At 63.6% G+C, this 23,393-nt stretch carries 24 protein-coding genes and 2 pseudogenes; 17 read left to right on the plus strand and 9 right to left on the minus strand.

What is annotated here, in order from left to right; genetic code table 11:
- Window positions 1–29 precede the first annotated feature (29 nt).
- From G6N54_RS02140 to G6N54_RS02180, 9 genes are all read left to right on the plus strand, one after another.
- Window positions 30–896, plus strand: coding sequence for a hypothetical protein (locus G6N54_RS02140; protein WP_163788388.1), 867 nt, complete (start codon window positions 30–32; stop codon window positions 894–896).
- Between the two features lie 21 nt (window positions 897–917).
- A complete protein-coding gene (locus tag G6N54_RS02145; protein ID WP_163788389.1) occupies window positions 918–2,084 on the plus strand; it encodes a cation:proton antiporter in 1,167 nt (388 codons plus the stop codon).
- A 563-nt stretch (window positions 2,085–2,647) separates the two neighbouring features.
- Window positions 2,648–3,643 carry an Acg family FMN-binding oxidoreductase gene (locus G6N54_RS02150; RefSeq protein ID WP_163788390.1) on the plus strand — a complete coding sequence of 332 codons (996 nt, stop codon included), beginning with the start codon at window positions 2,648–2,650 and terminating at the stop codon, window positions 3,641–3,643.
- Window positions 3,644–3,683: 40 nt separating this feature from the next.
- Window positions 3,684–4,259 (plus strand): Rv1733c family protein, encoded by a 576-nt coding sequence (locus G6N54_RS02155; RefSeq protein WP_163788391.1) that lies wholly within the window; start codon window positions 3,684–3,686, stop codon window positions 4,257–4,259.
- A 48-nt stretch (window positions 4,260–4,307) separates the two neighbouring features.
- Window positions 4,308–5,435, plus strand: coding sequence for a 4Fe-4S dicluster domain-containing protein (locus G6N54_RS02160; RefSeq protein ID WP_163788392.1), 1,128 nt, complete (start codon window positions 4,308–4,310; stop codon window positions 5,433–5,435).
- Window positions 5,436–5,478: 43 nt separating this feature from the next.
- Window positions 5,479–6,294, plus strand: coding sequence for an FAD/NAD(P)-binding protein (locus tag G6N54_RS02165; RefSeq protein WP_163794431.1), 816 nt, complete (start codon window positions 5,479–5,481; stop codon window positions 6,292–6,294).
- The gene (locus G6N54_RS02170) at window positions 6,295–7,053 is read left to right on the plus strand and encodes an NADH-quinone oxidoreductase subunit B family protein (protein WP_163788393.1); all 759 of its coding nucleotides are present in this window, start codon (window positions 6,295–6,297) and stop codon (window positions 7,051–7,053) included.
- Entirely contained in the window at window positions 7,050–8,342 is a 1,293-nt protein-coding gene (locus G6N54_RS02175) for a Ni/Fe hydrogenase subunit alpha (RefSeq protein WP_163788394.1), read from the plus strand. The genes G6N54_RS02170 and G6N54_RS02175 overlap by 4 nt, the downstream gene beginning before the upstream one ends.
- Window positions 8,300–8,809 (plus strand): hydrogenase maturation protease, encoded by a 510-nt coding sequence (locus G6N54_RS02180; protein ID WP_264078332.1) that lies wholly within the window; start codon window positions 8,300–8,302, stop codon window positions 8,807–8,809. The genes G6N54_RS02175 and G6N54_RS02180 overlap by 43 nt, the downstream gene beginning before the upstream one ends.
- Here G6N54_RS02180 and G6N54_RS02185 read toward each other — a convergent pair.
- Window positions 8,790–9,197 carry a DUF302 domain-containing protein gene (locus tag G6N54_RS02185; RefSeq protein ID WP_163788395.1) on the minus strand — a complete coding sequence of 136 codons (408 nt, stop codon included), beginning with the start codon at window positions 9,195–9,197 and terminating at the stop codon, window positions 8,790–8,792. The genes G6N54_RS02180 and G6N54_RS02185 overlap by 20 nt on opposite strands.
- A gap of 181 nt (window positions 9,198–9,378) precedes the next feature.
- Between G6N54_RS02185 and G6N54_RS30120 the strand changes: the two are divergent.
- From G6N54_RS30120 to G6N54_RS02210, 5 genes and pseudogenes are all read left to right on the plus strand, one after another.
- A pseudogene (locus G6N54_RS30120) lies at window positions 9,379–9,579 on the plus strand (DUF5709 domain-containing protein); the annotation flags it as partial.
- A 196-nt stretch (window positions 9,580–9,775) separates the two neighbouring features.
- On the plus strand, window positions 9,776–10,393 hold the full coding sequence (locus G6N54_RS02195; RefSeq protein WP_163788396.1) for a response regulator: 618 nt from the start codon (window positions 9,776–9,778) through the stop codon (window positions 10,391–10,393).
- Between the two features lie 170 nt (window positions 10,394–10,563).
- Window positions 10,564–11,745, plus strand: coding sequence for a site-2 protease family protein (locus tag G6N54_RS02200; RefSeq protein ID WP_163788397.1), 1,182 nt, complete (start codon window positions 10,564–10,566; stop codon window positions 11,743–11,745).
- Window positions 11,746–11,781: 36 nt separating this feature from the next.
- Complete coding sequence (locus G6N54_RS02205; protein WP_163788398.1) at window positions 11,782–12,576, plus strand: universal stress protein; 795 nt, start codon at window positions 11,782–11,784, stop codon at window positions 12,574–12,576.
- Window positions 12,573–13,949, plus strand: a complete 1,377-nt coding sequence (locus tag G6N54_RS02210) for a bifunctional lysylphosphatidylglycerol flippase/synthetase MprF (protein ID WP_232073256.1) — start codon at window positions 12,573–12,575, stop codon at window positions 13,947–13,949. The genes G6N54_RS02205 and G6N54_RS02210 overlap by 4 nt, the downstream gene beginning before the upstream one ends.
- Here G6N54_RS02210 and G6N54_RS02215 read toward each other — a convergent pair.
- From G6N54_RS02215 to acsA, 7 genes and pseudogenes are all read right to left on the minus strand, one after another.
- The gene (locus G6N54_RS02215; RefSeq protein WP_163788400.1) at window positions 13,946–14,371 is read right to left on the minus strand and encodes a pyridoxamine 5'-phosphate oxidase family protein; all 426 of its coding nucleotides are present in this window, start codon (window positions 14,369–14,371) and stop codon (window positions 13,946–13,948) included. The genes G6N54_RS02210 and G6N54_RS02215 overlap by 4 nt on opposite strands.
- A gap of 93 nt (window positions 14,372–14,464) precedes the next feature.
- Entirely contained in the window at window positions 14,465–15,442 is a 978-nt protein-coding gene (locus G6N54_RS02220; RefSeq protein WP_163788401.1) for an Acg family FMN-binding oxidoreductase, read from the minus strand.
- 69 nt (window positions 15,443–15,511) lie between these two features.
- Entirely contained in the window at window positions 15,512–15,760 is a 249-nt protein-coding gene (locus tag G6N54_RS02225) for an acyl carrier protein (protein WP_163788402.1), read from the minus strand.
- 6 nt (window positions 15,761–15,766) lie between these two features.
- Window positions 15,767–16,962 (minus strand): annotated as a pseudogene (locus G6N54_RS02230) (dihydrolipoamide acetyltransferase family protein).
- Window positions 16,959–17,936, minus strand: a complete 978-nt coding sequence (locus tag G6N54_RS02235; protein WP_163788403.1) for an alpha-ketoacid dehydrogenase subunit beta — start codon at window positions 17,934–17,936, stop codon at window positions 16,959–16,961. Before G6N54_RS02235 ends, G6N54_RS02230 begins: the two are co-directional and overlap by 4 nt.
- Window positions 17,933–18,904 carry a pyruvate dehydrogenase (acetyl-transferring) E1 component subunit alpha gene (gene pdhA / locus G6N54_RS02240; RefSeq protein WP_163788404.1) on the minus strand — a complete coding sequence of 324 codons (972 nt, stop codon included), beginning with the start codon at window positions 18,902–18,904 and terminating at the stop codon, window positions 17,933–17,935. The genes G6N54_RS02235 and pdhA overlap by 4 nt, the downstream gene beginning before the upstream one ends.
- The gene (gene acsA, locus G6N54_RS02245; protein ID WP_163788405.1) at window positions 18,901–20,706 is read right to left on the minus strand and encodes an acetate--CoA ligase; all 1,806 of its coding nucleotides are present in this window, start codon (window positions 20,704–20,706) and stop codon (window positions 18,901–18,903) included. Before acsA ends, pdhA begins: the two co-directional genes overlap by 4 nt.
- A gap of 234 nt (window positions 20,707–20,940) precedes the next feature.
- On the opposite strand from acsA, the gene G6N54_RS02250 reads away from it, so the two are divergent.
- Window positions 20,941–21,927: an Acg family FMN-binding oxidoreductase gene (locus tag G6N54_RS02250; RefSeq protein ID WP_163788406.1), complete on the plus strand. Its 987-nt coding sequence runs from the start codon at window positions 20,941–20,943 to the stop codon at window positions 21,925–21,927.
- Here the strand turns inward: G6N54_RS02250 and G6N54_RS02255 are convergent.
- Window positions 21,924–22,313 carry a nitroreductase family deazaflavin-dependent oxidoreductase gene (locus G6N54_RS02255; protein WP_308207245.1) on the minus strand — a complete coding sequence of 130 codons (390 nt, stop codon included), beginning with the start codon at window positions 22,311–22,313 and terminating at the stop codon, window positions 21,924–21,926. The two genes, G6N54_RS02250 and G6N54_RS02255, sit on opposite strands and share 4 nt — an antisense overlap.
- A 246-nt stretch (window positions 22,314–22,559) precedes the next feature.
- Between G6N54_RS02255 and G6N54_RS30125 the strand changes: the two genes are divergently transcribed.
- Window positions 22,560–22,730 carry a hypothetical protein gene (locus G6N54_RS30125; RefSeq protein WP_232073263.1) on the plus strand — a complete coding sequence of 57 codons (171 nt, stop codon included), beginning with the start codon at window positions 22,560–22,562 and terminating at the stop codon, window positions 22,728–22,730.
- The gene (locus tag G6N54_RS02260; protein WP_232073265.1) at window positions 22,730–23,356 is read left to right on the plus strand and encodes a universal stress protein; all 627 of its coding nucleotides are present in this window, start codon (window positions 22,730–22,732) and stop codon (window positions 23,354–23,356) included. Before G6N54_RS30125 ends, G6N54_RS02260 begins: the two co-directional genes overlap by 1 nt.
- The last annotated feature ends 37 nt before the right edge of the window (window positions 23,357–23,393 follow it).

Consider the following 23,393-nt stretch of genomic DNA (forward strand, 5'->3'; position numbering starts at 1 on the left):
TCCTGACCGGCGCAGAAAGGTAGCCGAAAATGAGCGACCAGCTACGCGACATCCGCGAGTTGGCCGGCGACGCCGACGCCTACCGCGATGAGCTGTTCCGCCGTTGGACGGGTCTGCTCAGCTATCGCTATATCGGTCGCAAACACTCCTCGATGGATATCGGCGACGTCGACGACACCGTCGTGATCCGCCGGGACATGCGCAATGAGGCAGGTGGAATCATGGTTGCGCCACTGGCCATCTCGTCGCCCGAAGGATGCCAGACCGACATGGTCGCGGTGCCCAACCCGGTCATCGCCTCGGTGCAGATCATCGACCCCGGCTACGATGTTTCCCGGGTCGAGATTGTCGGCTCCGGCGTCGTGCACCAGGGTCGGACCATGGGCTACGGGCGGTGCAAGATCGTCGACGCCGACAACCCGGACCGGTTGATCGCCTTCAACGAAGGGCAGGGTGCGATCATCGGTATCCCGCCGGAAGGCCTTGACAGGATGGATGTTTCGGGCACCGAGCTGGTTATCGAGGACTCGCCCGACCTGCCGCCGCTGTGGGCCGCCTTCGGCGCCGACAAACGCGACGACGGTCATTGGGTGCTACCGGCGTTGAGTGCCGAACTCGCCTCGCCCGACGCGGCGTTGCACATCGGACCCCAACACGTCGTGCTGGAGACCGCGGCGGTCGACCTTGCGTCCGATCTCGCCGGCACCCGGAAAGTACAGGTCGTAAGCTGGTATGTCATGTTCATGTCCCGTGGGAAGGTTGGGCCTTTCCGCGTGGAGGGCACCGCCCATGTTGGCGGGCCCGGACGCATCGGGGTGCGGATGCTGCTGCACGACGAAGGCAACGCGGACAAGGCCGTAACCTCTGCCGCGGCGATCTTCGAGGTGGTCGGCTGAACCCGCCCGGGGGCCGCTGAGATGTCGGGGTTCGGATTCGACACCTTGGCATTGCTGGTCGCGGTAGGTTTCGCAGGCCCGTTGGTGGCGTCACTGCCCAGGCTGCAGATTCCCCTCATCATCGGCGAGTTGGTCGCAGGACTCGTTCTCGGCAAGACAGGTTTCGGTGTTCTCGACGAGGCGGATCCGACGTTCCAATTGTTCGCGAACATCGGCTTCGCGTTGGTGATGTTCGTGGTGGGCACGCACGTTCCGGTGCGAAGTCCGCAGGTGCGCGCCGCGGTGCCGCGGGCGTTTGTCCGAGCGGCGCTGTGCGGGGTTGTCGCCGCTGCCCTCGGTGTGGCGCTGGCGTGGCAGTTCGGTACCGGCCACGCGACCCTGTACGCGGTATTGATGACGTCGTCGTCGGCGGCACTGGCATTGCCGATGATCGACTCGCTACACCTGCAAAGGCCGCGTGTGCTCTCGCTGACCGCACAGATCGCGATCGCCGATACGGCATGTATTGTGTTGCTGCCCCTGGTGATCGACCTGAGCAGGGCGGCGACTGCGGCGCTCGGGGCGCTGACGATCGCGGCCTGCGCCAGCCTGCTGTACTTGGTTTTACTCGTGGCAGATCGTCGAGGCTGGCGTCAACGCCTGCACGACTACTCCGAGAAGCAAAAGTTCGCGCTGGAACTGCGGACCAATCTGTTCGTACTGTTTGTGCTGGCGGCGCTGGCGCTGGGCACCCACGTGTCGATCATGCTGGCCGGCTTCGCGTTGGGTTTGGTGATCGCCGCGGTCGGGGAGCCGCGACGGTTGGCGCGTCAGCTGTTCGGGATCACCGAGGGATTCTTCAGCCCGCTGTTCTTTGTCTGGCTGGGCGCGTCCCTGCACGTGCGCGAGCTGGGTGCGCACCCGAAATTGATTCTGTTGGGCGCGGGCCTGGGGCTGGGCGCTGTGCTGGCGCACTGTGTGGGCAGGCTGTTCGGCCAGCCGCTGACCCTCGCCATGCTGTCGGCCGCACAGCTCGGTGTGCCGGTGGCCGCGGCCACGATCGGCAATCAGGAAAACCTGCTCGCCCCGGGCGAGGGGTCCGCTCTGATGCTCGGCGCCTTGTTGACGATTGCGTGCGCCTCGATCGCCGCGGCATTGGCAGGGCGCGCCCAGCTGGCTGCGGGCGGGGGCGACGCGGCCGACAGGTAAGCCCGAGTATTGCGCTCATCTAGGGCCATTGGGCCCGCGGAGCATGGTGGCCAAAGGCCTTTGCCGGTAGGACTTCGGCGTGGTGAGAAGTGCGACCGAAGCACTGCATGCCGGTTGCGTTTGCCTCTAACTCGCCGAACCGGAGAAATGGTCAGATCGACTATCTAGCCGACCGAGGGGGCTGCCATGAGGTTCACAAAGCATATGGCGCGGTTCGAGACGACGTATCGCATTACCGATCGCTTGCATGACGGCCGATCAGTTGATGTGCGTGGCGACGAGATCGCAACCATAGTCACGGGGTGGCTCGGGGAACTGGGTGCCTCCAGTCCCCTTGTCGAGGATTTGGCACGAGCGGCGTGCCTCGGCGACTGGGCTTCCGCCTACGGCGTCGGCAACCAATTGTCCGTTGAAGTGACCCTTGCGAGTGCCGCCTGGGCGTTGCCAGCGACCGCAGACAGGGCTGTGGCACAAAGTCCCTCGGACTGGGGTCGTCGTCCCCTCGTGTGACAGCTGCAAACCCGGGATGGTTTACATCAGAATTTGTGGAAGGGACCAAAGCCGTGAACGCGCATTTTCCCGATGCGGGCACAATCCGCACCGTACTGGCTCTGGCATCTCGAGCCCCCTCCGTCCATAACACCCAACCCTGGCGGTGGTTGGTGGGTTCACAAAGTCTGGACCTCCACGCCGATGCGGATCGGCAACTGCCCAACACCGACCCGGACGGGCGTGATTTGATCTTGAGTTGCGGTGCCGCGCTAAATCATTGCGTCGTCGCTTTCGCGGCGGTTGGGTGGCACGCCAAAGTGTCCCGTCTGCCGAACCCCGCTGATCCCAACCACCTTGCCGCGATCGAACTCTCGCGGCGCTCGGCTGACGCATCGGATATTGCACTCGCCGCGGCGATTCCGCGGCGGCGAACTGACCGCCGCCATTTCAGCTCCTGGCCGGTGCCGGTGGCCGACATTGCACAGATGGCGGCGCGGTCCGCGCGTTACGGGGTAACGCTTTGTCAGGTCGAGGACACCGACGAGCTGAACAGGATTGTGGCGCAGTCCGTGCTGGACCACATGAACCATGACTATCTCGCCGAGCTCACCGCGTGGAGTGGCCGTTACGGTTCGACAGCCGGCGTCCCGGCTCGCAACACACCAAAATCCGACCGCGAGGCCAAGATTCCGGGGCGGTACTTTGCCGGTCCGGTGCTCGCCGAGCCGCCTGGGTCATCTCCCGACGAAGACAATGCCGTGGTCCTCGCGCTCGGAACACGTGCCGACGACCGGTTGGCCCGGCTGCGTGCGGGCGAGGCGACCAGCGTGGTTCTGCTCACCGCCACATCGATGGGCTTGGCCAGCTGCCCGGTCACCGAGCCGCTGGAGATTCCCGAAACCCGTGCGGCGGTCCACTCCGAAATCTTCGGGGGCATGAGCTATCCGCAGATGCTGCTGCGCGTGGGGTGGGCGCCGATCAACGCGGATCCGTTGCCGTCGACACCACGGCGCGAACTCACCGATTTCGTCGCGTGGACGTCGGACCTCGGGCGCCTCGGCGATTAGATCGCCGATTCCAAATAACTTGGTGCGCAGGAGAGTTGCGATGGAGACCGTTATGCTAGACCCACGCTGCTGGCGGATCGCTCGCATCGTCGGGCGCAATCCGTTGCTTCGGCGTACCGACCGCATCGAAGCCCTGGTCACGGTGATCGCATTCGCGGTGTCGGTGCTGGCGATTCCTCTCGCGGGCGTGGCGGCCGGTGTCACCTACGGTGTACGGAATCAGGTCTATGTCCAAGAGGCGCACGAGCGGCACGCGGTCATGGCAACGGTTACGGGAGCCACCGCCGACGGCTCGGGTATCACTGTCGTGCAGGCAAAGTGGCCCGCGTTGCATGGCGAGCGCCGCGGTTCAGTCGAGGTCGCCCATGCGGCCAAGGTGGGCGATCACACCACTATCTGGGTCGACAAGGGCGGTGATCCGGTCGCACCGCCCACCTCGACTTGGCAGGCAGTGGGGGATGCGTTTGTCACTGCCCTGGCGATATTGCTTTTGATCGGTATCGCCGTTGCATCGCTCGCGATCAGCGTGCGCTCGCGGCTTGATCGGGCACGCGACGCGCAATGGGACCACGAGCTCAATTGCCTGCAGGAAGACGGCGGCCGCGCGATTCCGTGACGACAAACGCCTCTATGCAGCACCCCCGACGAGACGGATGATAGGTCGATGACCGGCGAGAATTTCAACGCTGCCTGGTTCGATATCGCGGCGCTACATCGTCTTGTCGAGGTCCTGATCGAACAGGGCTATCACGTGATCGGTCCGATGCTGCGGGACGACGCTATCGTTCTCGCAGAACTGGAGTCGGCAAGCGATCTGCCCTACGGCTGGGGTGTCGACGTGGCTCCGGGGCGCTATCGAGTGCGCCGCCGCGACGACGGCGCGGCATTCGGGCATTCGGCCGGACCACAGTCCTGGAAGCAGTTCCTTCACCCCCCACGGCAACGAATGTGGGCGGGCACTCGGGACGGGACAAGCGGCGTCGACATCGCAGATGAACCTCGGCGATACGCATTCCTCGGGGTACGCGGATGCGACCTCGCCGCCATCGCCACGCTGGACCGTGTGCTCGGCCATGCCGAGTATCCCGACGACTCCTTTGTCCGGCGCCGCCAACAGATCTTCGTCGTCGCGGTGAACTGTACGGAACCCGGCGGGCTGTGCTTCTGCGCATCGATGGGCACCGGTCCGGCCGTTCGACCGGGCTATGACCTCGCGCTCACGGAGCGCTTGGAAGACGGCGCACCGTCCTACCTCGTCGATATCGGTAGCCGGGAGGGCGCAGACGTTCTCGCGCAAGTGTCTCACCGGGTAGCCAGCGGCGAGGAGATCCGTCGCGCGCAAGCCGATGTCGAAGCGGCATCGACCCGGATGGGCCGGCAGATGCCGAACACAGATCTGCGGAACTTGCTGATCGAGTCGCGTGAGTCGCCGCAGTGGAGCGAAGTGGCAAGCCGTTGCCTGACTTGTGGAAATTGCACCATGGTGTGTCCGACCTGCTTCTGCACCAGTACCGAGGACGTCAGCGACCTCACGGGTGACCATGCCGAACGGTGGCGGCACTGGGCGTCGTGCTTCGAGTTCGATTTCACCTTCGTCCACGGTGGGGGCAGCGTTCGTCAGTCGGGCGCGTCACGCTACCGGCATTGGTTGACCCACAAGCTGGGTACTTGGCATGACCAGTTCGGCATGTCGGGTTGCGTCGGATGTGGACGGTGCATCGCCTGGTGTCCCACCGGCATCGACATCACCGCGGAGATGAACAAGATGGCCGGGACGGTCGACAGTGATTGAGCCGACGGTCAGCGCTACGCCGGTGGGATCGACTTCCAACGCAATGGCGCCGGTTCCCTATCGAGTGCACAGACGCGTTGTGGAGAGCCCCGATTCAGCGACGCTGACCCTAGTACCGGTGGGCGAGACACTGCGCACTCCGCAACCCGGCGAATTCATGATGCTGTATGCGTTCGGCGTAGGTGAAGCCGCGATTTCGATCAGCGGCGACCCCACGCTCACCGACGGATCGATCACGCACACCATCCGCGCCGTCGGCGCCGTGAGTCGTGCCCTGCACGATGCCGAGCCGGGCAGTGTCGTCGGCGTTCGAGGTCCCTTTGGCACCAGCTGGGGGTTGGACGAGGCGGTTGGTCGCGATTTGGTCATGGTCGCCGGGGGTGTGGGGTTGTGCCCGCTGCGGCCGGCAGTGCTCGGGGCGCTGGCGAACCGCTCTCGCTATGGCAGGGTGACGCTGGTCGTGGGGGCGCGTTCCAGGGCCGACTTCGTCTTCGCCGCGCAGCTCGAGAAATGGGCCCACGAACCGCGGATCGAATTGCATTTAGTCGTCGACGCGCCGACGCCGGGATGGGACGGAGAGGTCGGGTTGGTGACGGCGCCGCTAAGCCGATTGGAGTTAAACGCTGATCGCACTACCGCCTTCCTGTGCGGGCCGGAGCCGATGTTGCGCTTCGGAGCCGAAGCCCTGGTAGCGAAGGGCGTTGCTACCCATAGCATTCGCGTTTCACTGGAACGCAATATGCAATGCGGAATCGGTTGGTGCGGTCATTGTCAGTTGGGTCCGCTGCTGCTGTGCCGCGACGGGCCCGTCGTCGGCTACGACATCGCGGGCCCGCTGCTGGGTGTGAAGGAGCTTTAGATGAGCCGAGCCACCTTGGCCGTGTGGAAGTTCGCTTCTTGTGATGGTTGCCAGCTGACGCTGCTCGACTGCGAAGATGAGCTGCTGACGCTCGCCGAACAGGTGCGGATCGCCAACTTCGCCGAGGCCTCGAGTGCGATCGTCGACGGTCCGTACGACATATCGCTGGTCGAGGGTTCTATCACCACTCGACACGACAAACAACGAATCCGCGAGATCCGTGATCAGTCGAAGCTGCTGGTCACCATCGGAGCATGCGCGACGTCCGGGGGAGTACAGGCGCTGCGCAACTTTGGCGACATTGCCGAGTTCACCTCCGTCGTGTATGCCAAACCGGAATACATCGACACCCTGGCGACCTCAACTCCGGCGTCCGCGCATGTCAAGGTCGATTACCAACTGCCGGGATGTCCGATCGATCGTGGTCAATTGCTCGACACCCTGGCAGCGCTGCTGATCGGACGTAAGCCCCGGCTTCCGGCCAAGACAGTGTGTACGGAATGCAAATTGCGCGGAGTGACCTGCGTGATCGTCGCCGACGGTACCCCGTGTCTCGGACCGGTCACCCACGCCGGATGTGGAGCCCTGTGCCCCAGGCATCGTCGCGGCTGCTACGGCTGTTTCGGCCCATCCGCGGCGCCGAGGACCGCGACGCTGATCCCATTGCTGCGTCGCGACGGGATGTCTGACGATGACGTAGACCGGGTTTTCGCGACATTCAACGTCGCCGCGTTCGCCGCCGAGCGGAGCGGGGAATGACCCCAGCGATCCGCAGGCTCAGGGTCGACGCGCTGACGCGGGTGGAAGGCGAAGGCGCACTGAATATTTCGCTCAAAGAAGGTCAGCTGGACAGCGTCGAGCTGAATATCTATGAGCCACCACGCTTTTTCGAGGCATTCTTGCGGGGGCGCGCTTACACCGAGCCGCCCGACCTGACCGCACGAGTCTGCGGCATCTGCCCGGTTGCCTATCAGCTAAGCGCATGTAACGCGATCGAGGACGCGTGCGGCGTCCAAGTGAACGAGGACATCGTCGCGCTCCGGCGACTGCTGTACTGCGGCGAATGGATCAACAGCCACGCTTTGCATATCTACCTGCTACACGCACCTGACTTCCTCGGCTACTCGGACATCGTGGGTATGGCGCGCGATCATGCCGCGGCCGTAGAGCGTGGGCTGGCGCTGAAGAAGGCCGGTAACCAGCTGATGGAGTTCGTCGGCGGTCGGGCAATCCATCCTATCAATGTGCGGCTGGGCGGGTTTTATTCTGCACCAACGCGGTTGGAGTTTGCTCCGATCGCAGAACAGTTGCGCCGAGCGTTGGACGGTGCATTGGCCACCGTTGAGTGGGTTGCCGGATTCGAGTTCCCCGATTTCGAGCTCGAGCACGAATTCCTGGCGCTGACGGCATCAGGTCGATACCCGATCGAAGACGGAGTCATCGGGCGAAGTCGTGGCCCCCTTTTTCCCGTCGCTGATTTCACCGATCACATCGTCGAATCGCAGGTCCCGTACTCCACTGCCCTGCACGCGACCCTGGACGGTGGGCGCTACCTCACCGGGCCGCTGGCAAGGTACTCGCTGAACTCGTCGGTACTTTCGCCCGTGGCTGCACAGGCGGCCACGGCTGCAGGGCTATCGGCCGAATGCCGAAATCCGTTTCGCAGCATCGTTGTTCGTGCTGTCGAAGTAGTCTACGCGATCGAAGAGTCTTTGCGGATCATCGCCGATTACCAACGCCCGTCACGCCCTTTCGTCGACGTTCCGGCTCGCACCGGTGTGGGACATGGCGTCAGTGAGGCCCCCCGTGGCCTGTTGTATCACCGATGGCGGATCGACGCGGATGGATTGGTTTCCGCAGCAACTATCATTCCGCCGACTTCTCAGAATCAAGCGGCCATCGAATCCGACCTGGCCAGTACGGTGTCCGGCAATCTCTTGCTCGACGATGCCGCGTTGACCACTCTGTGTGAGAAGGTGATTCGTAGCTACGATCCGTGCATATCATGCTCAGCGCATTTCTTGACGTTGACGGTGCAGCGACAGTGACCGGGATCAGCGGGGGAGTAGTCGTGGTCGGTCTTGGCAATAGATACCGGAAGGATGACGGCGTGGGCGTCGTCGCTGCCGCCGCGTTAGGTGAGCTCGCGTTGCCGCGGGTTCGGGTGATAACCGACGTTGCGGAACCGCTTGGTCTGCTCGACGCGTGGTCGGGCGCCACGTTGGCGGTGGTGATTGACGCCGCGGTCGCGAAACCCTCGATGCCTGGCCGCGTTCGGCGATTCACTCCGGGCGAACTGACAACCGCGCGCGAGGGGCTTAGTTCGCACACGATCGATATCGACCGTACCCGGGCACTGGGTCAAGCACTCGGACGAGTACCGGATGCGCTGGTGGTGTTCAGTATCGACGTGGCCGACGTCGGTCACGGCAGCGGTTTGACCCCTCGGGTAGCGGGCGCGGTGCCGGAAGTAGTTCGGCTGGTGGTCGAGGAGATCAATCGGTGCTCGTGTTGAGCGCGGCGATCGCGGCGGCTAACTTCGAGGTGACTTCATCGGCGATTGCCTTAAGAGCTGGTTCGCCGGTGACTTCGAGCAAGATGCCCGGATCCATTGCCTGAACAATGGTCGTGCCCGGGTCGTCCGGTTCGGAGCGGACCAGCACGTTGCAGGGAAGTAGCAGCCCGATCTCTCTGTCGACCATAATCGCCTCGTGGGCTAATTGCGGATTACAGGCGCCGAGAATTAGGTAATCCTCCAGCTCGATCCCGAGCTTGGTCTTCAGGGTTTCTCTGATATTGATCTCGGTAATCACACCAAAACCTTGTTGAGCGAGTGCATCTCGAATACGGGTAACGCAGTCTTCGAACGGGGCGCCGAGTCGCGTCGATAATGCACTGCTCATGCCGATACCTCACCGAAATCCTTCCAGCGCCACGTCGGGCTGCGTGCGGGCCGTCCGTTGGCGCGTTGGCGACCTTGCGGTCGTTGTTGACAAATCCCGTGGGCCTATCCGATCGTTCGGATGTTGCGCGCGATAGGGGCGGAAGTCCTCAAAAGTGGGGTCCGTCGGCACATCATGGGACCGGTCCGACGAAGCCGAGCGCGAAGCCGACTTTCCACAGCGGCGTGAGGTCGGCGGCATGCGAGCCAGCCGACTCGTCGCGCCAGACATGGGCTTTGGCGAAGACACCGAAGCCGAGCTGATAGCCGATGACATCGGTATCGACGGAGGTGCTGCCTCCGCCGAGGAGGCCGCCATCCACATCATTGACGAAGACGGCTGAACGATTCAATCGCACCCGAAAATCTTTCGGATCCGGATGTCTTTGGGTCAAACGGCCCTATTGCTACTGTGCCGAACCGCTCTAGCTTGGACTTCGCGGTATGGACATGGCAGGACCGAGGCCAAGTCTGGGTCCGGTTTGCTGGTTGTATCGTCGGCGACTGCTCAACCTGGCGAGAAAGGGAGGTCTCGCAATCATGGGAGCGGTATTTTGTGTCTTTGTCGTTGTCGGTGACCAGATTGTGCGCCGCTCATTGCGCGAATTGGTAGAAAGCGACGCTAATTTAGAACTCGTTGGGCACGCGGCCGGCATCAATCAAGCGTTGAGCCAGATCCCGCCCTGTCGCCCGGATGTCGCGCTCGTTGACGATCGGCTGCCCGATGGCAACGGCTTCGATCTGTGCCGGGACTTGCGGTCGCGGTTACCCGAGTTGCAATGTCTGATCTTCACTTCATTCAGCTCACCGCAGCTCATGCTGAACACGGTTCGGGCCGGGGCCAGCGGCTGCATCGTCAGAAACGCCAAGGGAATTGAGATGCTCGCCGCTATCAAGGGAGCGGCAGCGGGAGAGTATTTCCTGGACACCGCCGTCGCTACCGATTGGTTGGCGGGACGGGCACGCGAGGGTTTCTTGGATGGCGCCACGGTACTGAGCGCCGAGGAAGGCCAATTGTTGCGATTGCTTGCCGCGGGGCATACCGGAAATCAGATCCTGCGCCAGATGAGTTTGGACGAGAAAGCGTTTCATGCCAGCCTATGGACACTGATCTCCAAGGCGCAATCACCGAACGACGATCACTGGAGTACTTGGTGATCCATCCCGGGGCGATCTGAGGGCACAGGCCCATTGGCCGCGCGCGTGAGGTCCAACGACCCTACTCCCGACCGGCGACCCCCCTTACTTTTGATGCCAGGCGAGAGTCACTACTGAGCGCTCGGTCGTTTGCCAAAAAGATTCTCCCGCAATAGCTACGGAGGTCAATAGTGCGAGAGGCAATTCCGCTGGGGCGATTTGCGGGATTCCCGGTGAAGGTCCACTGGAGCGTGATTGTGATCCTCTGGCTGTTCACCTGGAGTCTGGCGACCACATTGCCTCACCACGTTGCTGGGTATTCACGCCCGGTCTACTGGCTGGCCGGGGCGTGCGGGGCGGTGGTGCTGTCGGCGTCGCTGTTGGCCCACGAGCTCGCCCACGCGGTGGTGGCCCGTCGCACCGGCGTAGGCGTCGGCGACGTAACGCTATGGCTGTTCGGCGGAGTGACGTCCCTAGACGGCGAGGCGAAGACACCGAAAGCCGCGTTCGGCATCGCAATCGCTGGGCCGGCCACCAGTCTTGTGCTGTCAGCGGTGTTCGGGGGTCTGGCGACGGCGCTTTCAAGCTTGGGTGCCCCGGCAATCGTGGCCAACGTTGTCTGGTGGTTGGCGAGCATCAACCTGCTGCTGGGATTGTTCAACCTGCTGCCGGGCGCGCCGTTGGACGGCGGGCGTCTGGTGCGCGCCTACTTGTGGCGGCGCCACGGTGATAGCGTGCGCGCGGCGATCGGCGCGGCGCATGCCGGACGTGTGGTAGCAATCGTCTTGATCACGTTGGGACTGGCGGAGTTCCTGGCGGGCGGCCTCGTTGGTGGTGTTTGGTTGGCATTCATCGGCTGGTTCATCTTCGTCGCTGCCCGTGAAGAGGAAACCCAGGCGACCAATCAGCAGATATTTGGGGGTGTATGTGTCGCCGACGCGATGACCCCACAACCGCATACCGCTCCCGGATGGATAACGGTCGAGGATTTCATTCATCGCTATCTGCTTGGCGACCGTCATTCGGCCTATCCGGTCACGGATCGCGACGGGTCGATCATCGGTCTGGTGACGTTGCGGCAGTTGCGCGAACTCGCGCCCCAACGACGCACCGATACGAGCGTGGCCGACATCGCGCTACCGCTGCAAAGCGTGCCGACCGCGGCGCCGCGAGAACCGCTCAGCGCGTTGCTGCACCGGATGGCGCCCGTCGGACCCCGCAGTCGCGCTTTGGTCATGGACGGGCACAGGGTCGTCGGCATCATCACACCAACCGATCTGGCGCGGCTGATCGATGTCTACCGGCTCGCCCGACCTGTGCCGGGCGTCCTCGTCGATCACCCCAACGCGGACAGTTATTCCGGCGCTGGGTGACCCGGGCGTTGGCTGAATCGGAAAGGACTGCGGATGATGAAACCGATCGTAGTGGGTATCGACGGTTCACAAGCGGCGGTTGCGGCCGCGCTCTGGGGCCTCGATGAGGCGATCGGCCGTGGTGTGCCGCTGCGGCTGATCTCCGTCATCAAGCAGACACATCGATCGCCGGACGACTACGCTCGCGACCTCGCGCATGCCGAGAAGTCGCTCCAGGAAGCGCAGTTCGCGATCGAAGCCAGCGAAAAGCCCGTGAAAATCGAAACCGACATCCCGCGCGGGCCGGCTGGACCGGTCATGGTGGAGGCATCGCGCGACGCCGAGATGATCTGCGTCGGCTCGGTGGGCATCGGGCGCTACGCCCGCGCGATTCTGGGTTCGACCGCAACCGAACTCGCCAAAAAGGCTCATTGCCCAGTTGCGGTTTTACGCACGCATTCCGACCGGCCCCCGCCAGACATCAACTGGATCGTGGTACGGATGACCGATGCGCCGGGCAACGACTCCGTCGTCAAATACGCTGCGTGGGAAGCAAAGTTGCGCAGGGCACCCATGCTGGTTCTCGGAAGCCGACCGGAGGATCTCACCGAGACTGCCGATGGCGAGTTCGAGCGACGGGTGCAGGATTGGCGGCGGCTTCATCCCGAGGTGCGCGTTTACCCGATTACGACCAAGTACGCGATTGGCAGCTTTCTGCGCGTGAACGACGAGCGAGTTCAACTCGCGGTCATCAGCGGTGCCGAGGCCGATCAGCTGGCGGCGCTGATCGGACCGTCCGGGCACCCGCTGTTCGACCATCCCGAATGCTCTGTCCTCGTCGTTCGCGAGTGAGTAAGCCCACCGTGAAGAGCAGCCACCGAAGCGGTGGGGCAGCTGTCGCGATCGCCCGCGAACGGGTACTGGTCAAAGCGGATGTGCCGGCAGCCCGCTTCGTCAGCGTCCTGATGCTGTTGGCCGTTCTGGGCTGGCTGGCGGTGCTGGCCGTGGGGTACCAGCTCGGCTACGACCGGGGCGCTCCTGGTCGCTTCGGTTGGTCGATCGCGCTACTTGCCGCGGGCGCGATGGTGTGTGCCGGGCTGTTCGCGCACTTTTTGTCGTTCGCAACGATCGGTAACATTCTCATGGGCAGCAGTGGGCTGGCGTTGATGTGGGCAACGCGCGCGCGTCCCCAGCCGGAGCTGCTGGGGCAGGTCTGGGCCCTCGTCAACAGCACCGACGAGGATCCCTTGGCGCCGTTTGCCATGCATTCGAGCAAGAGCTACCACTTCAACGTCGGCCGTACCGCGGCGATCGCATACCGCACCCGGCTTGGGTTCGCCGTCGTCAGCGGAGACCCGATTGGTGATGTCACCCAATTCCAGTTACTGGTAGAGGATTTCGTTCGCATGTGCCGCAGCAGAGGCTGGCGGATCATCGTATTGGCTTGCAGCGACCGGCATCTGGGCCTCTGGCAGGGCAAGGCGGGTGGGCGGTCGAAGCTCGCGGTCCCGATCGGACGCGACGTCGTCATCGACGTAGGCCACTTCACCCTGAAGGGCAGACGCTTCCGCAACCTGCGTCAGGCGGTGCAGCGCAGCCGCAATTGCGGTATCACCACCGAGATCGTCGACGAGCGGGACGTCGGCGGCCGGCTACTCGGCGAACTAACCGACGTACTATATGCCGCGCACCACGCCGCGGGTACCGAGCGCGGATTTTGCATGAACCTCGACGGCGCCTTACGAGGCCGATGCCCGGGGATCAAGCTAGCGATCGCTCGTGACGATACCGGGCGGGTAGTGGCGTTTCACCGATACGCGACCGCCGGGCGGGGATCGGAAGTGACTCTCGATGCGCCGTACCGGCACCCGGATGCCCCCAACGGCGTTGATGAACGGCTCAGCATTGACATGATCGCCGCAGCGAAAAGCCAGAATGCAAGCCGGCTTTCGCTGGCGTTCGCGGCGTTTCCGGAGATCTTCGACGCCACCCACCCGAGCCGGACGCAGCGGGCCGCCTATCGGTTGATTCATCTGCTAGACCCGCTGATCCGGCTTGAATCGCTGTACCGGTATCTGCGCAAATTTCACTCACTGGGCGAGCGGCGATACGTCGTATTGCGCGTCCGACACATCCCCGCGGCTCTGATCGTTTTGCTGTCTTTGGAATTCACGCCACGCCCACATCACCAGCGGCCGATCCGGGCCGGGGGTGTACCTGATTAGCCGTTCCCTGGCAGCGAGCCGAATTGGAACCGGCGGCCCGTCACCATCTCCGGGATCACCCGGATGTAATGCGACTTCTCATAGCTCGTCCACGGCAGCACCTGGGCACGCTCGGCATCCGCGATTTCGTCGTCGCTACGAAGTGAGCGTGCGGTGCCCCTCACGATCACGCTCCAGCCCTCGGCGACATTGTGGTCGTCGACCTCGAACACCACTTGATTGTTGATCGCGGCACTGACCAACTTGGTACCTTCCGCGGTGCGGAACAGAATCGTTTGCCGCTGGACGGCGTAGTTGACAGGAAAGATCTCTGGCCGGCCGTCGACGCTGGTCACCAGCCGCCCCAGCGTCGCGCCTCCGAGCAGGTCCCAGCACTCGTGCGTCGGCAGGATGGTGACGCCGCTGTGGATTTGATTCGTCATGGAGATGACAGTATTGACCAGGCCGGGCGATTGCGTCTGCCAAAGGTCCTGGCCCCTGGGGACCAAAGTAGGTTAACCCCGTCGTTGGGCTGTTTAGCGGATCGTCAAGACGTCGTGGAGCGGACGCCGCGGCGTGGGTGGCGCGGAATGCTCCATCGCGGGTGCGATGCCGACGCGGATCAGCGCCTGGGGTTCGCCGGACCGGTCGATCAGGTCTCGCACGATGTCGCGACTTTCGTCGACCTCGATGAGATGTGTCAGCGGGCAGGTTGCCATTCCAGCGACGGTGCATTCCAGCAATACCATCGACAGCGCCTCGCCGGATCTGAGCCAATCTGCCCTGGTGTCCTCGGCGGTGGACAAGACAAGAATCTTCGACCGGTCCACCTCGATTTGTGGGCGTCTGTCCGCATGAATTCTGACCGGAAACGACCGTCCCACATCTACCCGGGAGTGTTCGATGTCTGATGCGAGCGCGCTCGGGGGTATACCTTCGTTGATTGCGAACGGCGATGTCCACCAATCCAGTTCGGCTAGATAGAGCCAGTCGTCGTTACGGATGGCTTCGGTGAGGCTCGCTGCGCTGGCCAACTGCGATCGCGTGTCGTCGGCGAGCACGTGCAATTTCACCCGGCTCTCATCGATGACGTTGTAGAGGGTGGGTTCGAAGAAATCCCAATACGCGGGCTCTTGCAGGGAAAGCCGGTCGGTTCTGCGCTGCAGGATCGCCTGAGCTCGTTCGCGCTGCGGGTCGATGACGTGTCCGGTGAAGCTGAATGAGATCGACGCGAGCTCGTCGCGGTCTTTGCGGTTGGGAAATCGTCTGATATCAGCTCGCCAACCCGCAGCCTGCATGGCGACACGGAGATGATCGAGGACCGCGCCGCAACTGATGATCGCTTCGCGCATATAGCAATCCGCGCCGGGTACTGCGCGGTCACGATCGATGAACAACCGCAGAATCGGACCTTGCGCCACCCACTTCCATGGCTGGCTGTTGTGCACGGACGGCGCCCGGCATGCCAACTGCACGGCCGTCCGCAGTACTTGGGTGTCTGGCGTCGGGCGCATGTGTTGACGCTAAGGCGACCTTCGGGTTAGCGCCTAGGGCCGTATGTCCCCGCGGGCTGGGCCGTTGGGCTAATTTTCGCGGTTCTTCTCCACGTAGCTGACCACGTCGGCCAGCGTCCGCAATGACGCGTAGTCGGCTTCCGGGATGTCGACTCGCAGCTGCTTATGGATGCCGCGCAGAAAATTCAGCCAGTCCATGGAATCGAGGTCGACCTGGTCCCGCAGCTGGACGTCATCCTGCAAGTCCTCGGGCTCGATCTCCGGGGCGATGGTTGTCAGCACGGACAAGATTGCGGCGCGGGTGTCGTCGTTAGTCATGACCCATCACTTCTCCAGGATGTCGGGTTGTTGCAGCAGGTCGTTGATTGCGGTCAGGAATAACGCGCCTCGGTGACCGTCACTGGCACGGTGGTCGGCGGCCAGGGTCGCCTGGACCGTGGAGACGACCCGGATCCCGCGGTCAATGACGCAGACTCGCTCGGCCGGCTGGCCGAAACCGACGATCGCGACCTGCGGCGGGTAGATGACGCCGAAGACCGTATCGACGCCTTGGTCGCCGAGGTTGGTGACCGTGATAGTCGGGTCCGACATCTCCGAGCTACGGAGCGAGAAGGAACGTGCCCGCGCCACCAGATCCGTGAGATCGTCCATCAGTTCGTCCAGTTTCTTTTCCGGGACATCGTGGATGGCCGGCGCAACCAGGCCGCCGCCGCGCAGCGATATCCCGACGCCGACATGAACGCCCGCTGCGGGCTCGAACCCGTCTTCACGCCAAAATCCGTTGAATTCACCGAACCGCTGTGCGGCGACTCCGACGGCCTTCAAGAGCAGGACGGCCGGCAGAACTCGTTCGTCGATCGATCGCTGCGCATTTCTCGTCGTCAGCCAGGACAGCGACTTTTCCAACATGATCTCTTCGGCCAGGTAGTAGTGCGGGATCTCCCGCTTTGACCGGCTCATTGCCGCGGCGATCGACTTTCGCATCTGTGTCGAGCGGTCGGCCGCCGTCGGCTTGGCCGCCGGCTGTGCGATTGGTTGCTTGGCCGGCTTGGACGCGGCCGCGTGCTCGACGTCGCTGATGGTGACCGCGTCCTGCGGTCCGGTGCCGCTCACCGACTCGATGTCGACGCCCAGCGATTGGGCCAACCGCCGCGCGGCTGGCGACACCCAGCGTCGCCGCCCGGGGGAGCGGTGGGCGCGGATGACACCGTCGGTGGAGCCTTCGCCGGTTTGGCCGTCGTCTTCGTCGACGGCCGTGGCCTCCGGTGTTTCTCCACCTGCTCGCCGGGCGCCGTCAGAGTGGCCAATGTCGTTCCCACTAGGACGGTTTCGCCAACGGGCACGACGAGCTCGTTGACGATACCCTCCTGCCAGCATTCGACTTCCACGGCAGCCTTGGTGGTCTCGACGATCGCGACGACCTGGCCGCGCGTCACCGTATCCCCGGGCTTGACCAGCCACTCGTTCAGGGTGCCTTCATCCATGTCCGAGCCGAGCGAGGGCATCTTGAATTCGATCACGACGGGTTCCCGAAGAGGTCTTGCACGGCGGTGACGATCTTCGCGGGTTGGGGCAGGGCGGCCTCTTCGAGATGCTTGGCATAGGGCATCGGCACTTCGGTGCTGCACACTCGAGCCACCGGGGCATCGAGTTCGTAGAACCCGCCTTCCATCACGCGTGCGGTGACTTCTGCGGCCAGGCTGCCCGTGCGCCACGCCTCGTCGACCACCACAGCCCGATGCGTCTTGCGGACGGATTCGAGGAAGGTTTCGTCGTCCAGCGGTCGCAACACCCGCAAATCGACTACCTCGCAGTCGATCCCGGCCAGCGACAGCTCGTTGGCAGCGTCGAGCGTCTTCGGCAGACTACCTCCGTAGGTGATCAACGTGACGTCGCTGCCGCTGCGACGGACCGCGGCGCGCGAGATGTCCGTAGGGGCGAGAACCTCGACATCCGTTGAGGTGTTGTACAGCTGAACGTGTTCGAAGATCACCACCGGGTCAGGGTCCGCCAGGGCGGGGCCGAGCATCCCGTAGGCATCTTCGACGGTCGCCGGCGCGACCACCTTGATGCCCGGGATGTGCGCGTACCACGGCTCCAGGCTGTGAGAGTGTTGGGCGGCAAGCTGACGCCCGGCACCTGTGGCCATCCGGACGACGATCGGCACCGAAAATTGGCCACCGGACATATGCCGAAGGGCCGCAGCGGTATTGACGATCTGGTCGAGCGCCAGCAGGCTGAAGTTGACCGTCATGACTTCCACGATCGGGCGCAGGCCGTTGAGCGCCGCACCGATCCCGATGCCAACGAAGCCCAGCTCCGAAAGAGGCGTGTCCCGCACCCGGTCCGGCCCGAAGTCGTCCAGCAGGCCTTTGGAGGCGGCGTACGTTCCTCCATAGCGTCCGACGTCCTCACCCATCAGCACCACCCGGGGGTCGTCACGCAGGGCGTCGCGCAGCGCGTCGTGCACGGCGGTCCGGTAGCTGGTCTTCATCGCGCGGCCTCCGGAGTTAGCACGTCGCGCTCGAGATCGGCCACATCCTCCCATGTTCCGGCGTCGGCGAACGCCACCGCGTCCTCGATCTCGGTGGCCGCCGCGTCTTCGATCTGACGCACGTCGGCGTCGGACAGGGTGCCGTTGCCCAGGCACCTCTCGGTGAACGCCCGGATCGGGTCGCGCTTGCGCCACCGTTCGACTTCGTCCTTGTCTCGGTACAGTTCCGGGTCGAACATCGAATGCGCCCGGAACCGGTAGGTGCGGAACTCGATGAAGAAGGGCCCGCCGGTGTCGCGGACGTGATCGACGCCCTGTTGGGCGGCCGTGTAGCAGGCCTCGACGTCCATCCCGTCGACCGCCAGGGTGGGGACGCGGTAGGCGGCCGCCTTGACGGTGAGATCGGTCTGTGACTGGGCCCTGTCCAGTGCGGTGCCCATCGCGTAAAGGTTGTTCTCGCAACAGAACAACACCGGCAGGTTCCACAGCGCGGCCATGTTCAGGGACTCATGAAACGCGCCTTCGGCCACCGCGCCGTCGCCGAAGTAGCAGGCGGTCACCCGCTTCTGCCGCAGCATGGCGTCGGCCAGTGCGATACCCACCGCGAGCGGCAGGCCGCCGGCCACGATCGCGTTACCCCCGTAGAACCGCCTGGACGCGTCGAACAGGTGCATCGATCCGCCGCGGCCCCGCGAGCAGCCCTCCTGCTTGCCGAACATCTCCGCCATGATCGAGGTCATCGGGATACCGCGCAGCAGCGCGTGGGCGTGCTCGCGGTAGGTCGCGACTACCGCGTCGTCGTCGGCCAGCGCGCGCAGCGACCCGGCGGCCACTGCTTCCTCACCGACATAAAGATGCAGGAATCCGCGAATCTTGGCCGCGCTGTAGAGTTCCGCGCATTTCTCCTCCATGCGGCGCACCCGGACCATGTCCGACAACAGCTCATGGGCGAGCTTCGTATCTGTCATGACGGCACCCCTTCGGCGTGGTGAACGGCGTGCTGCTCGATGGTGGAGGTGTCCCCTTCGGGCAAGCCGAGTTCGCGGGCCTTGAGCAGGCGCCGCATGATCTTGCCGCTGCTGGTGTGTGGCAACGATTCGACGAATTCGATCTCCTTGGGGGCCACCGTCGCCCCGAGCCGTTTGCGTGCATGGCCCAGCAGTTCCAGTCGCAGGTCCTCGTCGGCAACGACACCATTTTTCAGCGTGACAAAGGCCTTGACCATCTCGCCCACCGTCGGATCGGGTATGCCGATGACGGCCGCCTCGGCGACCGCCGGGTGATCGGTCAGCGCGCTTTCGACTTCGAACGGACCGATCAGATGTCCCGCGGACTTGATCACGTCGTCCTTGCGCCCGATGAACCAGAAGTAGCCGTCGGCATCCTTTTTCGCGAGATCGCCGCTCAGGTACAGCCCGTCCGCGAAGGCGTTTCGGTATCGCTCCTCGGCGTTGAGATAACCGCGGAACATCGACGGCCAGCCCGGCCTGAGCGCGAGCTCGCCTTCGACGCCGGGTTCGTCGATCACTTCAGTGGTGCCATTGTCGTTGTGGCGCACGATGAACGCGTCCACCCCTGGCAGGGGACGACTCATTGAGCCGGGTTTGATGTCGAACGCGGGGGTGTTGGCGATCATGATGCCGCCAGTCTCGGTCTGCCACCAATTGTCGTGAATCGGTAAGCCCAGCACCCGCTTTCCCCACCAGACCGCTTCCGGGTTGAGCGGCTCGCCGACGCTGGCGATGAAGCGTAGCCGCGAAAAGTCGTATTGTGCCGGAAGTTCCGGCCCTGCTTTGATCAACATCCGTATGGCCGTTGGTGCGGTGTACCACACCGAGACACCCTGATCCTGCAGAATTCCATACCATCGCTGGGCGTCGAAATCCGCCTCGTCGACGATGGAGGTGACACCATGCAACAGCGGACTGATGATGCCGTAGGACGTCCCGGTGACCCACCCGGGATCGGCAGTGCACCAATAGATGTCGTCGGGATGCAGATCGAGTGCATACAAGCCGGTGATGTAATGCATCGCCACGGCGCCATGTACGTGGATGGCGCCTTTGGGCGTACCGGTGGTACCGCTGGTGAAGTGGAGTAGCGCCGGATCTTCTGCCGTGGTGGGCTCGACCGGTGTGTTCTCGTCGGCGGCGTCCATCCATTGCCAGAAGTTGAGTGTTCCGGGGACCAGTTCGCCCGATCCGTCGTCGTCGACGACGAGGATGTGTCGAACCGAGGGGAGGCGATCGCGGATCTTCGCAATCTTGCGCCGGTAGATCGATTTTGTGGTCACCAACATATCGGCCTGGCCGATGTTGACTCGGGTGATGATCGGCTCCGGGCCGAACGCCGAAAACAATGGCGACACGATGCTGCCGTTGCGCAGAGCCCCGAGCATCGTGATGTAAAGCTCCGGGATCCGGCCCATGATGGTAAACACCCGATCGCCCTTGTCGATACCGAGCGCCCGCAACACACCGGAGAATCGCCTGACCAACCGGCCGAGTTCGGCGTAACTGAGATCCCGTGTAGCGATCGCGCCGTTCCTGTCCTTGTCGGTGATGAACCGCAATGCTGTGCGCCGGGAGACGGGGCCCGCCGCATGTCGGCCGACCGCGGCATAAGCGATGTTGCATCTGTCCGGCCCCATCCCTTCGCACAGGGCGGGAAATCCGGACCAGCGGAATTCCGCACGTGCCGTCTCATAGTCCTTGATGTTCGGCTCGACGAGTCGGTCGCGCGGCGTTTTGGGGATGACATCCGCTGTCATGACACGCCTCTTTCGATTGCTTCAGCGTCTTCATCGTTTTCCGCGCGCTCAATACGCAATAGAGAAAAAAGTCACCAGTCACGTCGCGCTGCTACTGGCTGACACTCCGACGAGCCGGTGTGCGCGTCGGCAGACGTCAAAGGCCCAATGACTTGGCGTGGGGGACCAAGGACTCTGGCGTCGGATATTTTCCGGGACGAAGCTCGTAGTCATATCGAAAGAAGGGTGGCGACGATGACGGAAACGATGGCCGACACCAAGGTAGTCACGGCGGCGGTCGAGTTGGCGTGTCATGCTCCCTCGCTGCACAACACCCAACCGTGGCGTTGGATCGTCGATGGCGCGGACGTCGAACTCTTTCTTGATCCGCGACACATAGTGCGGTCGGCCGACGAGTCCGGTCGCGAAGCGATCATCGGCTGCGGCGCTGCGCTTGATCACTTTCGGATCGCGATGGCCGCCGTAGGGTGGGCCACGACCGTCGAACAGTTCCCGAACCCGAATGATCTAGACCACTTGGCCAGTCTCGGCTTTACCCCGGTCGATTATGTGACACAGGCTCGCCGTGACCGCGCTGAAGCGATACTGCGTCGCCGGACCAACCGACTACCTTTCGGTGCGCCAAAACGTTGGCGCTCATTCGAGCCCGTACTGCGCAGCTCGTTCGACAGTGACTTGGTCAGCCTGGACGTATTGTCCGACAACGTGCGACCGCGGTTGGCAGAAGCGGCTCGGCTCACTGAAGCCTTACGTCGCTATGACGACCTCTACCACGCTGAATTGCGTTGGTGGACAGGGCCGATAGAGGAATCGGAAGGGATACCGCAAAGCGCGCTGGTGTCGGAGTCAGACGCCCGTCGGGTCGATGTGAACCGGCGGTTCCCGATCGACCCGACGGACGAGCGCAGCTCCGCGGGCACCTACGATCAAGCGAAAATTCTCCTGCTGTCCACCGCATCAGACACGCGCGTTGACGCCCTTAACTGCGGCGAGGCGCTTTCGGTGATCCTGTTGGAGTGCACCATGGCCGGGTTGGCGACTTGCCCCGTAACGCATGTCACGGAGCTGGACGCCAGTCGCGACTTGATTCGCGATCTGGCGACCGGTCCGGCCGCGGTACCCCAGGTACTGATTCGGGTCGGCACCGAACCAGAAGGGCAGTTGGCTTTCGAACCGACACCGCGCCGCCCCCTCGACGAGGTGTTGGAGATCCGCCGCTAGCTCGGTTCGGACTTCACTTTGAGGTAATTCTTGACCCTGAACAGGTCGTAGGTGCGGCGCCGCCGGGCCCGAAGCTGCGGGGCAGCGGTTTCGGCGGAGACGACTTCGGGTTGCGTCACTCGATAGCTTTGGCCATGAGCGCGGATGTCGGCGTGTCCGGCGGCGAGGACATTCCGCAGCCAATCGGCGTCGACGCCGTAGGGCAGCGGAATGATGAACCCGTCGGGCACCCGTTCGGTGGCCACCGGTGTCGCATAGCGCTCGCCGGAGCGGCGGCCGGTGTGCTCGATCACCGAGGCATACCAATACTTTCGTCCCGCCAGATGCAGCATCAGCGGATTGAGTAGACGCTTGTTGAACGCTCGGACGTTATCCAGAATTGCCACTGTTTCTCCTTAAGATGCTGTGGTGCAGCAACTTCCACGAATGTCGGCGTGCTTCATCTGTATGTCGCCATCCGAGCACGTCCCCTGCCGCACGGGTAGAGCCTGAAGTCCCAAGTTCGCGCCGCCGTGGGGCAACGCGGTCCAAGGGATCCAGAGCTGAGGACTAATGCCTCTGATCTGCCGGCAGCCGGATTCCGTAGCGTGCTGAATAGGTCTTCTCAATGCCGTTGGTCGCAGGGAGTTGTCATGTTCGACAGGTATCCACCCAAGTCAGTGATCGTTGGCGTGGACGGCTCGGCTGCGGCGATTCGCGCCGCCCGGTGGGCGGTCGACGAAGTCGCCGGGACCGACATTCCACTGCGCCTGCTGATGTCACCAATCCGAACCCGAACGCGCGCGCAGCTCGAGCGGCGCTGATGGCGGCGGAGAAAGTCGCACACGCCGCATGCAACGCCATTGACCGGCTGGGCAAGCCGGTGAAGGTGGAAGCCGAAATCGTCCACGGTGCGCCGGTGGCAGGCCTCATCGCGGCCTCGCGTTCGACGACCTTGCTGTGTGTCGGGGATACCGGAGCCGCGATGCATTCGGACGCCTGGTTGGGTTCGACTGCGAAAGAACTGGCACGATCCGGCCATTGCTCGGTTGCCATCGTGCGAGGCGGCCGCGATGCGGACGTGATGAGCCAGCGCCGGATTGTCGCGCTCGTCGACGAATCCCCGGACGGCATGGACGTTCTGGAGCTGGCGATCCACGAGGCTCGCCATCGTGGTGCTGCACTGCGGGTGCTCAGGGATTCAGTCAGCGGCGACGCTGCGATGAAGCGTTGCATGGACAACTACCCCGAGGTCGAAATCGACACGGTGCTGCTCGACGGCTCCCTTGTCGAGTACCTCGCTACGCACGCTGCCGCCATCGAGTTGCTGGTCGTCGGTGCCGCGCAGACCGCGGCGGTCGAGCAGCTCCTCGGCGCTGCGGGCGCTGCGGCTCTGCGCGACAGCGAGTTCTCTTTACTTGTCGTCGGTTTCAAGCGGCCTGGCCGCTGACCCACCGAAGCGGCGTGAAACGGTGTGGACGTCAGAC

Origin of the sequence: Mycobacterium stomatepiae (genome assembly GCF_010731715.1) — a bacterium.
GTDB classification, from domain to species: Bacteria; Actinomycetota; Actinomycetes; order Mycobacteriales; family Mycobacteriaceae; genus Mycobacterium; species Mycobacterium stomatepiae.

Bases quoted from the DNA above. Each gene is read 5' to 3' on its own strand.
- G6N54_RS02140 (WP_163788388.1), top strand. From the start codon at position 30: ATGAGCGACCAGCTACGCGACATCCGCGAGTTGGCCGGCGACGCCGAC.
- G6N54_RS02145 (WP_163788389.1), top strand. From the start codon at position 918: ATGTCGGGGTTCGGATTCGACACCTTGGCATTGCTGGTCGCGGTAGGT.
- G6N54_RS02155 (WP_163788391.1), top strand. From the start codon at position 3,684: ATGGAGACCGTTATGCTAGACCCACGCTGCTGGCGGATCGCTCGCATC.
- G6N54_RS02160 (WP_163788392.1), top strand. From the start codon at position 4,308: ATGACCGGCGAGAATTTCAACGCTGCCTGGTTCGATATCGCGGCGCTA.
- G6N54_RS02165 (WP_163794431.1), top strand. From the start codon at position 5,479: ATGGCGCCGGTTCCCTATCGAGTGCACAGACGCGTTGTGGAGAGCCCC.
- G6N54_RS02170 (WP_163788393.1), top strand. From the start codon at position 6,295: ATGAGCCGAGCCACCTTGGCCGTGTGGAAGTTCGCTTCTTGTGATGGT.
- G6N54_RS02175 (WP_163788394.1), top strand. From the start codon at position 7,050: ATGACCCCAGCGATCCGCAGGCTCAGGGTCGACGCGCTGACGCGGGTG.
- G6N54_RS02180 (WP_264078332.1), top strand. From the start codon at position 8,300: ATGCTCAGCGCATTTCTTGACGTTGACGGTGCAGCGACAGTGACCGGG.
- G6N54_RS02185 (WP_163788395.1), bottom strand. From the start codon at position 9,197: ATGAGCAGTGCATTATCGACGCGACTCGGCGCCCCGTTCGAAGACTGC.
- G6N54_RS02195 (WP_163788396.1), top strand. From the start codon at position 9,776: ATGGGAGCGGTATTTTGTGTCTTTGTCGTTGTCGGTGACCAGATTGTG.
- G6N54_RS02205 (WP_163788398.1), top strand. From the start codon at position 11,782: ATGAAACCGATCGTAGTGGGTATCGACGGTTCACAAGCGGCGGTTGCG.
- G6N54_RS02215 (WP_163788400.1), bottom strand. From the start codon at position 14,371: ATGACGAATCAAATCCACAGCGGCGTCACCATCCTGCCGACGCACGAG.
- G6N54_RS02220 (WP_163788401.1), bottom strand. From the start codon at position 15,442: ATGCGCCCGACGCCAGACACCCAAGTACTGCGGACGGCCGTGCAGTTG.
- G6N54_RS02225 (WP_163788402.1), bottom strand. From the start codon at position 15,760: ATGACTAACGACGACACCCGCGCCGCAATCTTGTCCGTGCTGACAACC.
- G6N54_RS02235 (WP_163788403.1), bottom strand. From the start codon at position 17,936: ATGAAGACCAGCTACCGGACCGCCGTGCACGACGCGCTGCGCGACGCC.
- pdhA (WP_163788404.1), bottom strand. From the start codon at position 18,904: ATGACAGATACGAAGCTCGCCCATGAGCTGTTGTCGGACATGGTCCGG.
- acsA (WP_163788405.1), bottom strand. From the start codon at position 20,706: ATGACAGCGGATGTCATCCCCAAAACGCCGCGCGACCGACTCGTCGAG.
- G6N54_RS02250 (WP_163788406.1), top strand. From the start codon at position 20,941: ATGACGGAAACGATGGCCGACACCAAGGTAGTCACGGCGGCGGTCGAG.
- G6N54_RS30125 (WP_232073263.1), top strand. From the start codon at position 22,560: ATGTTCGACAGGTATCCACCCAAGTCAGTGATCGTTGGCGTGGACGGC.
- G6N54_RS02260 (WP_232073265.1), top strand. From the start codon at position 22,730: ATGGCGGCGGAGAAAGTCGCACACGCCGCATGCAACGCCATTGACCGG.